Genomic DNA, 7,925 nt, shown 5'->3' with positions numbered 1-7,925 from the left:
CGGCATGGACGGTGCCAGCGGTCAGATGTGCGGCGTGCTGCCCGGCCAGGCCACGGTGCAGCCGCGCCTGCAGGGGCTGGGTTACCAGACCCTGCAATTGAACCTGCCGGGCGCGGTGGGCGAACACCTGCGCTGCCACACCTTCCACTATTCGCGGGCGGTGGTGGGGGCACAGTTCATGGCGCGCGGCGAGCGCCTGTTCGATTCTTCCGAAGGCGAGGTGGTGTATCGCCGCGGCCAGGTCACGGCCAGCTACCTGCACGCCTATTTCCGCTCGGCTCCGCGCACGGTGGCGGCCCTCTTCGGAGGCGCCAGCGCATGAGCCAGCCGGCTTGTCATCGTTATCCGCAGGAACAGATCGAGGCCCTCTATCGCGTCATCCGCGAGCGCCGCGACATGCGTCACTTCCTGCCCGATCCGGTCGATCCGGCCCTGCTGGAGCGGCTCTTGCAGGCCGCGCATGACGGCCCTAGCGTGGGCTTCATGCAACCCTGGCGCTTCATCCGCATCGCCAGCCGCGCCCTGCGCCAGCAGATCCACGCCCTGGTCGAACAGGAGCGCATCGCCACTGCCCAGGCCCTGGGCCAGCGCGAGGATGAATTCATGCGCCTGAAGGTGGAGGGCATCCTGGAGTGTGGCGAGCTGCTGGTGGCGGCCTTGATGGATCGCCGTGAAGCGCACGTCTTCGGTCGTCGCACGCTGCCCCAGATGGACCTGGCCTCGCTGGCCTGCGCCTTGCAGAACATGTGGCTGGCGGCGCGTGCGGAGGGCTTGGGCATGGGCTGGGTGTCGCTGTTCGAGCCGCAGGCGCTGGCGCGCTTGCTGCATCTGCCAAGCGGGGCAGAACCGGTGGCGGTGCTGTGCCTGGGCCACGTCCCTGCCTTCTATGACAAGCCCATGCTGGAGCAGCAGCAATGGGCGCAGCGCCAGCGCCTGCAAGACCTGGTCTTCCAGGACCGTTGGCCGGCGCAAGGAGAAACGCCAGCATGACTGCCCACACTCTTGCGCCATGCCGCAGCCTGATCTTCGGCGGCGCCCGCAGCGGCAAGAGCGCCCATGCCGAGCAACTGGCGCTGGCCGCCTTGCAGGCCGGCGCCAGCGAGATCGTCTATATCGCCACCGCCAGTGCCCACGTCAGCCGCAGCGACACCGAGATGCAGGCGCGTATCGTCCATCACCGGCAACGGCGCGTCGCCCTCGGTGGTCAGTGGCGTACCGTCGAAGAAGCACTGGCCCTGGGCGATGCGCTGCGCGCCCATAGCCGCCCCGATAATGTCGTGCTGGTCGATTGCCTCACCGTGTGGCTGGCCAATCTGCTTTTTGCCGATGGCCTCGAATTTCCCGAGGTCGGTCCTATCGAGGCACCGCCCACCTTCACCCTGCAGCGCGTGTCCTTCCTGCGCGCCTTGCAGGAAGCTGCGGGTGCGGTGATCCTGGTGTCCAACGAAGTGGGCATGGGCATCGTGCCGCAGGGCGCCATCTCGCGCTGGTTCGTCGATGAGGCAGGGCGCCTGAACCAGGCCGTGGCCGCCCTCTGCGAGCGGGTGCAATGGGTCGCGGCGGGCCTGCCGCTCACCTTCAAGGGCAGCCCATGTTGAGCGGCCTCTCCTGGCCCTGGCTGGCCGTGCTGATGGCGCTGGGCATGGCGCTGGACCTGCTGCTGGGCGAGGCGCGGCGCTGGCATCCGCTGGTCGGGTTCGGCCACCTGGCCCAGCGCATCGAAGCGCTGCTCAATGCGCGACCGGGCCTGCGTCTGCGTGGGGTACTGGCCTGGAGCCTGGCGGTGTTGCCCGCAGTACTGCTCACGATCTGGCTGCTGTCATGGCTGCCGTGGTGGTTATCGGCGCTGCTCCATGCGACGCTGCTGTATTTCTGCATCGGCTTGCGCAGCCTGCGCGAACATACCTTGCCCATTGCCCAGGCTCTGGCTACTGGCGAGCTGGAACAGGCGCGTCGTCTGACCTCTTACATCGTCAGCCGTGACACGCGCCAATCCAACGAACAGGAGCTGGCCAAGGCCGGGGTCGAATCGCTGCTGGAAAACGGTAACGATGCGGTCTTCGGCACGCTGTTCTGGTTCTTGGTGGCGGGTGGTCCGGGGGCCTTGCTGTTCCGGCTGGCCAATACGCTCGATGCGATGTGGGGTTACCGCACAGAGCGTTTCTTGCAGTTCGGCTGGGCAGCGGCGCGCATTGATGATGTGCTGAACTGGATACCGGCGCGCTTGACCGCCTTGTCCTATGCCTGGCTGGGACAGCGCCAACTGGCCATGCGCTGCTGGCAGCAACAGGCCCCGGCCTGGAGCAGCCCCAATGCCGGGCCGGTGATGGCCGCTGGCGCCGGCGCCCTGGGCCTGGCCCTGGGTGGCCCGGCCATCTATGACGGCGAACTGGAGCAGCGTCCGCCCTTGGGCCTGGGCCAGCCACCGCAAGGGCCGGACATCGTGCGCGCCTGGCGCCTGGTGGCCATGAGCGCGGCCCTGTGGCTGGCGGTGGTCGGTGCCGTGGCCGTGCTGTGCCTGGGAGGCAGCCATGCTTGAACACGGCGGCAACCTCGACGACGCAGCCCGTCATTATGGCCGTGCGCGCAGCCAGTGGCTGGACCTGTCGACCGGCATCAACCCCTGGCCTTACCCGGCGCCAGCACCTTCGGCCGAGGCCTGGCATCGTCTGCCCGAAACCTCGCACGTCCTGCAACAGGCGGCCTGCGACTACTACCTCGCGCCGCATATGCTGGCCGTGGCCGGTACCCAGGCGGCCATCCAGGCGTTACCCCAAGTGCGCCTGCGCCAGGATGGGCGCCCGGCCCAGGTGGTGGTGGCCGCGCCCATCTATGCCGAGCACGCACACTGCTGGCGGCGTGCCGGTCACCAGGTGCGCGAAGTCAGCTACGCCGACCTGGAAGACGCCGTCAGCACACCCGGCTGCGAAGTGCTGGTGCTGTGCAATCCCAACAATCCCACCGGTGCGCTGGTGGCCCCCGAGCACCTGTTGCGCTGGGCCGCGCTGCTGGCCGAGCGCGGTGGCTGGCTGGTGGTCGATGAAGCCTTCGGCGACATCCTGCAATGCTACAGCGTGGCCCCCTACAGCGAACAGCCGGGCCTGATCGTCTTGCGTTCGGTCGGCAAGTTCTTTGGCCTGGCCGGCTTGCGACTGGGTTTTGTCGCCGCCGCGCCTGCGCTCCTGGCTGCGCTGGCTGACTGGCTGGGACCGTGGACCATCACCGGCCCGGCCCAGCAGATCGGCAGCACGGCCTTGCGCGACTTCGCTTGGCAGCAACAGACCCTGCAACGCTTGTTGAGCGAGGGCCAACGCCTGCATGAACTGCTGGCGCAGCAGGGTATCGCCGCCAGCGGTACCGCCCTGTTCCAGTGGTGGCCGGAACCACGTGCCGCGGCCTTGCACGACGCCATGGCGCGCGCCGGTATCTGGGTGCGCCTGTTCCGCCAAGGGGCGGGTGGCATCCGCCTCGGCCTGCCCCCGGATGAAGCCGGCTGGAGCCGCTTGCAGGAAGCATTGAGGGGGTGGAACCAGCATGGCTGATTTTCCTTTCCCTACCCTGATGATCCAAGGCACCACCTCGGACGCCGGCAAGAGCACGCTGGCGGCGGCCCTGTGCCGGCTGTTGAAGAACGATGGCATCGCCGTGGCGCCCTTCAAGCCGCAGAACATGGCCTTGAACAGTGCGGTCACCAGCGATGGTGGCGAGATCGGCCGGGCCCAGGCCTTGCAGGCCCAGGCCGCTGGCATCCCGCCACACACCGATATGAACCCGGTGTTATTGAAACCCTCCAGCGATACCGGCGCCCAGGTCATCGTGCATGGCAAGGTGCGCGCCGATATGAACGCTCGCGACTACCATCGCTACAAGACCGAAGCCATGCAAGCCGTGCTGCAATCCTATGCACGGCTGCGCGCCCAATATGCCTGCGTGATCGTGGAAGGGGCGGGCAGTCCGGCCGAGATCAACCTGCGTGCACGCGACATCGCCAACATGGGCTTTGCCGAAGCGGTCGATTGTCCCGTTATCATCGTGGCCGACATCGACCGCGGGGGCGTCTTCGCGCACCTGACTGGCACCCTCGACTGTCTGTCCGAGAGCGAGCGCGAACGCGTGATCGGCTTCGTCATCAATCGCTTTCGCGGCGACATCAGCCTGCTGCAACCGGGGCTGGACTGGCTGGAGCAACGCACCGGCAAGCCGGTACTGGCGGTGCTGCCTTACCTGCATGGTCTGCATCTGGATGCCGAGGATGCGGTGGCGGCCATGCAGGAGGTCAAGGGCGATTTCCGCATCGTCGTGCCGGTCTTTCCGCGCATCAGCAACCATACCGACTTCGACGCACTGCGCGCCCATCCCGGCGTGGACCTGCGCTTCATCGGCCCGGGCCAAGCACTGCCGCCGGCCGACTTCATCATCCTGCCCGGCAGCAAGAACACGCGTGGTGACCTGCGCTGGTTGCGGGGAGCACGGTTGGGACGCTGCCATCGGCCGCCATCTGCGCTATGGCGGCAAGCTGATCGGCATCTGCGGCGGTTTCCAGATGCTGGGCGAGAGCGTGGATGATCCGCACGGCGTGGAAGGCGCACCGGGCAGCAGTGCCGGCCTCGGACTGCTGACCATGCGCACCGAACTCACGCGTGAGAAGCGTCTGCTACAGGTGAGCGGGCACTGCGCTTTCGGTGGCGAAAGCGCTAGCGTGCGCGGCTACGAGATTCACATGGGCGAGTCCTCCGGTGCGGCCCTTGCGCGCCCGGCGTTCATCATCCAAGGCCGCGGCGAGGGGGCGCAATCGGCCGATGGCCAGATCCTCGGCAGCTACCTGCACGGCATGTTCGATACGCCAGCGGCCTTGGCCGCCTTGCTGGCCTGGGCCGGACTGGATGGCGTGGCGGCGGTGGACCTGGATGCGCTGCGCGAGGCCAGCCTGGAACGCCTGGCCGAATCCTGCCGGCCCCTGTACCAGGCGCTGCGGCAGCTGCCCACGCGCTTTGCCCATCCCTGACGTACCAAAGAAAATCCCGGCCTTGCGGGCCGGGATGCGGGTTGGGGGGAACGCGGAAGGCAGCTCAGGCCAGGGCTTCCTTGGCGGCTTCTTCCGGGGTCAGGCCATCGTAGTAGAGGTCGGTGAACCATTCGACCTGTTCTTCGATGTGCTCCTGCGCCTGGTCCAGCGTGGCACCGCCCTTGACCAGGAATTGCTCGACTTCGGTACACCATTGGATCAGGGCTTCGGTTTCCGGGTCCAGTTTTTCTTTCTTGGGCATGTTGACTCCTTGCTTCGGTGATGATGGGCGTGAGTGCCCTGTGCAAGGATAGGCCAAACCGACTCGGCCTGCCCGCTTTTATTGCGCGCGCTTCATTGCAACAAGTGCGTACCGCTGCTGGCCGTCAGGCTGCTGGCCAGTACCGCCGCCGCCGAGCGCGTCTCCACCCCCAGCTTCACGAAGATATGTTCCAGGTGCTTGTTGACCGTGCGCGGGCTCATGCCGAGGATGTCGGCAATGTCGCGGTTGGTCTTGCCCTTGCCCAGCCACAGCAGCACGTCACTCTCGCGCGGGGTCAGGCGGCAGCTTTCCAGCGTGGCCGGCAAGCTGCAGCCATCCTCCAGGCGCGCAGCCACACCGCTCGGTTTTTCTTCCAGCACCAGGCTCACTCCATGCCCCTGGCCGGGGCCGGAGAGGGTGATGTGCAATTCCCCCTGGGGCTGGCGCACGATCAGCGGGGCGACGTGGTCCAGGCTTTCGCCCTGGCGCTGGCGCACCAGTTGTTCGTTGAGCCAGACCTGCAGCGGCGCGGGCAGCTTGTGACTGCTGGGGGCGGTAGGGCCGTAGTATTTTTCCAGCCATTGCGAGGCCTTGCTGGTCTGCCACATCGGCAAGCCATTGCCACCCAGCACGATCACCGCGTGGGCCGCATGTTCCAGCACGCCGCGCGTCTGCGTCATCAGGCGCGCAGTGCGGATGTGGGCGCCGATGCGGGCCACCACTTCCTGGGGGCGGATCGGCTTGGTCACGTAATCGATGCCGCCGACCTCGAAGCCCCGCACCACATGCTCGGTCTCCGACAGGCCGGTCATGAACACCACCGGCACATGCGCCACGCGCTTGACCTGCTTGATGCGGCGGCAGGTCTCGAAGCCGTCGATGCCGGGCATCATGGCGTCCAGCAGGATCAGGTCGGGCGTGATGTGGTCCAGCCGTTCCAGGGCCGCCTGGCCGTCGGTGGCGACCAGGACGATATGGCCGCTTTCATCCAGTGCGTCGGACAACATGGCCAGGTTATCGGGCATGTCATCGACGATCAGGACCACGTGTCTATCGAACGTCGTTGAGATCATGTCGGATCAGCTCCTTGATACGGGTGACGTATTCATTCAATCGGAATTGCTTGACCAGTAGCCGCAGTTCGGTGGTGAAGGGCAGGTAGGCCGGATTGCCGCTCTCCAGGGCATCGAGCTGGCGCAGGATTTCCTTGGCGTAGCCGATGTGGCCCAGCTCCAGCAGCGCGGCGAGCTTGTCTTGCGTGGGCACCAGCATCAGCGACTGCGACACCACCGCTGGCGCGGCCGGTGTGGCCACCCAATCCAGTTGCAGATGCTGCCGGATCTTGCCCAGCAGTTCGTTATAGGACACCGGCTTGACCACGAAGTCATTGACCAGCGGTGGCTCATTGCGCTCGTGCAGGTTTTCGAAGGCATTGGCCGAGACCAGCAGGATGGGCAATTGCGTCAGGCCACGGGCGCGGATGGCGCGCGCCACCGTCCAGCCATCCATCTGCGGCATGGCGATGTCCAGCAGCACCAGGTCCGGCACTTCATGCGCCAGCCGCTCCATGCAAGCCAGGCCGCTGTCGGCCTGGCTGACGGTAAAGCCCAGCGGCAGCAGCATGTCCTGCAGCAGGCGGCGCTGCGAGGCCTGGTCGTCCACCACCAGGATGTGGCGCGAACGGCCGAGGTAGCCAGACATCTGATCTTCGAGCGGGATGCGTGGGCGCGGCACGTGGACTTCGGGCAGGTAGATCTTCAGGTGGAAGCTGCTGCCCTGGCCGACCTGGCTTTGCACGCCCAGCTCGCCACCCATGATGTGCACCAGCATACGGCTGATGGCCAGGCCCAGGCCGGTGCCGATGTCTTCGCGCAGATTGGCGGCGCTGCTGCGTTCGAAGGGCAGGAAGATGCGTTCCAGGTCGTCCTCGGCAATGCCGATGCCGGTGTCGATGACGTCGAAGTAGGCGATCTCGCGGGCATAGCGCAGCTTGAGCGTGACGCCGCCACGGTCGGTGAACTTGACCGCATTGCCCAGCAGGTTGATGAGGATCTGGCGCAGCCGCTTCTGGTCGGCATGGACGATCTGCGGCAGGCGCCCGCTTTTTTCGAAGCGGAACTGCAAGCCCTTTTGTTCGGCCTGCGGCGCGAACATGCCCACGATCTGCTCCAGGAAAGCTTCCAGCGCCAGTTCGTCGGAAGCCAGGCGCATCTTGCCAGCTTCGATCTTGGCGATGTCGAGCAAGCCGTCGATCAGGCTCAACAGGTGTTCGCCACTGCGGCGGATGATGGCGATGGCTTCCTTGCGGGCCGGCGGGATGGTGGCATCCACGTGCAGGATCTGGGCATAGCCGAGGATGCTGTTCAGGGGCGTGCGCAGTTCATGGCTCATACCGGCCACGAAGCGGCTCTTGGCCAGGTTGGCCGATTCGGCGGCTTCCTTGGCGCGCTGCAGTTCGGCGTCGGTCTGCTTGTGGGCTTCGATTTCCTGCAGCAGCAGGTTGGTCTGGCGCTCCGATTCTTCCTGCGCTACGGCGCGGCTTTCGTTGGTCAATACCAACCACCAGGCGCCCACGCCCACCACCACCAGCAACAGGCAGAACAGCTTGATGAAGACGCCCCGCAGCGAGTCCGGGGCTGACAGCGTCAGTCCCGAAAG

7 protein-coding genes and 2 pseudogenes are annotated in these 7,925 nt (G+C 66.3%); 6 read left to right on the top strand and 3 right to left on the bottom strand.

The window, feature by feature from the left end; all coding sequences use genetic code 11:
- From I5W_RS13120 to I5W_RS13095, 6 genes and pseudogenes are all read left to right on the top strand, one after another.
- Positions 1–322 (top strand): annotated as a pseudogene (locus I5W_RS13120) (cobyrinate a,c-diamide synthase); the annotation flags it as partial.
- A complete protein-coding gene (bluB, locus tag I5W_RS13115) occupies positions 319–990 on the top strand; it encodes a 5,6-dimethylbenzimidazole synthase (RefSeq protein WP_017450332.1) in 672 nt (223 codons plus the stop codon). The pseudogene I5W_RS13120 and the gene bluB, both read left to right, overlap by 4 nt.
- The gene (gene cobU / locus I5W_RS13110) at positions 987–1,598 is read left to right on the top strand and encodes a bifunctional adenosylcobinamide kinase/adenosylcobinamide-phosphate guanylyltransferase (protein ID WP_044529560.1); all 612 of its coding nucleotides are present in this window, start codon (positions 987–989) and stop codon (positions 1,596–1,598) included. The genes bluB and cobU overlap by 4 nt, the downstream gene beginning before the upstream one ends.
- The gene (gene cbiB / locus I5W_RS13105; RefSeq protein WP_044529559.1) at positions 1,592–2,539 is read left to right on the top strand and encodes an adenosylcobinamide-phosphate synthase CbiB; all 948 of its coding nucleotides are present in this window, start codon (positions 1,592–1,594) and stop codon (positions 2,537–2,539) included. The genes cobU and cbiB overlap by 7 nt, the downstream gene beginning before the upstream one ends.
- A complete protein-coding gene (gene cobD / locus I5W_RS13100) occupies positions 2,532–3,542 on the top strand; it encodes a threonine-phosphate decarboxylase CobD (protein ID WP_044529558.1) in 1,011 nt (336 codons plus the stop codon). Before cbiB ends, cobD begins: the two co-directional genes overlap by 8 nt.
- Positions 3,535–5,005 (top strand): annotated as a pseudogene (locus I5W_RS13095) (cobyric acid synthase). Before cobD ends, I5W_RS13095 begins: the two are co-directional and overlap by 8 nt.
- Before the next feature lie 64 nt (positions 5,006–5,069).
- Here I5W_RS13095 and I5W_RS13090 read toward each other — a convergent pair.
- The 3 genes from I5W_RS13090 to I5W_RS13080 form a co-directional block, all read right to left on the bottom strand.
- Positions 5,070–5,267: a hypothetical protein gene (locus I5W_RS13090; protein WP_008329502.1), complete on the bottom strand. Its 198-nt coding sequence runs from the start codon at positions 5,265–5,267 to the stop codon at positions 5,070–5,072.
- Positions 5,268–5,359: 92 nt separating this feature from the next.
- Positions 5,360–6,340, bottom strand: a complete 981-nt coding sequence (locus I5W_RS13085) for a response regulator transcription factor (protein ID WP_044529557.1) — start codon at positions 6,338–6,340, stop codon at positions 5,360–5,362.
- Positions 6,318–7,925: ATP-binding protein (locus I5W_RS13080; RefSeq protein WP_044529556.1), on the bottom strand; the 1,608-nt coding region annotated here is incomplete at its 5' end. The genes I5W_RS13085 and I5W_RS13080, both read right to left, overlap by 23 nt.

This window comes from Herbaspirillum sp. B65 (assembly GCF_000333555.1).
GTDB classification, from domain to species: domain Bacteria; phylum Pseudomonadota; class Gammaproteobacteria; order Burkholderiales; family Burkholderiaceae_D; genus Herbaspirillum; species Herbaspirillum rubrisubalbicans.
Note: the sequence above shows the minus strand (reverse complement) of the source record. Positions and strands in the feature narration are given on the sequence as shown.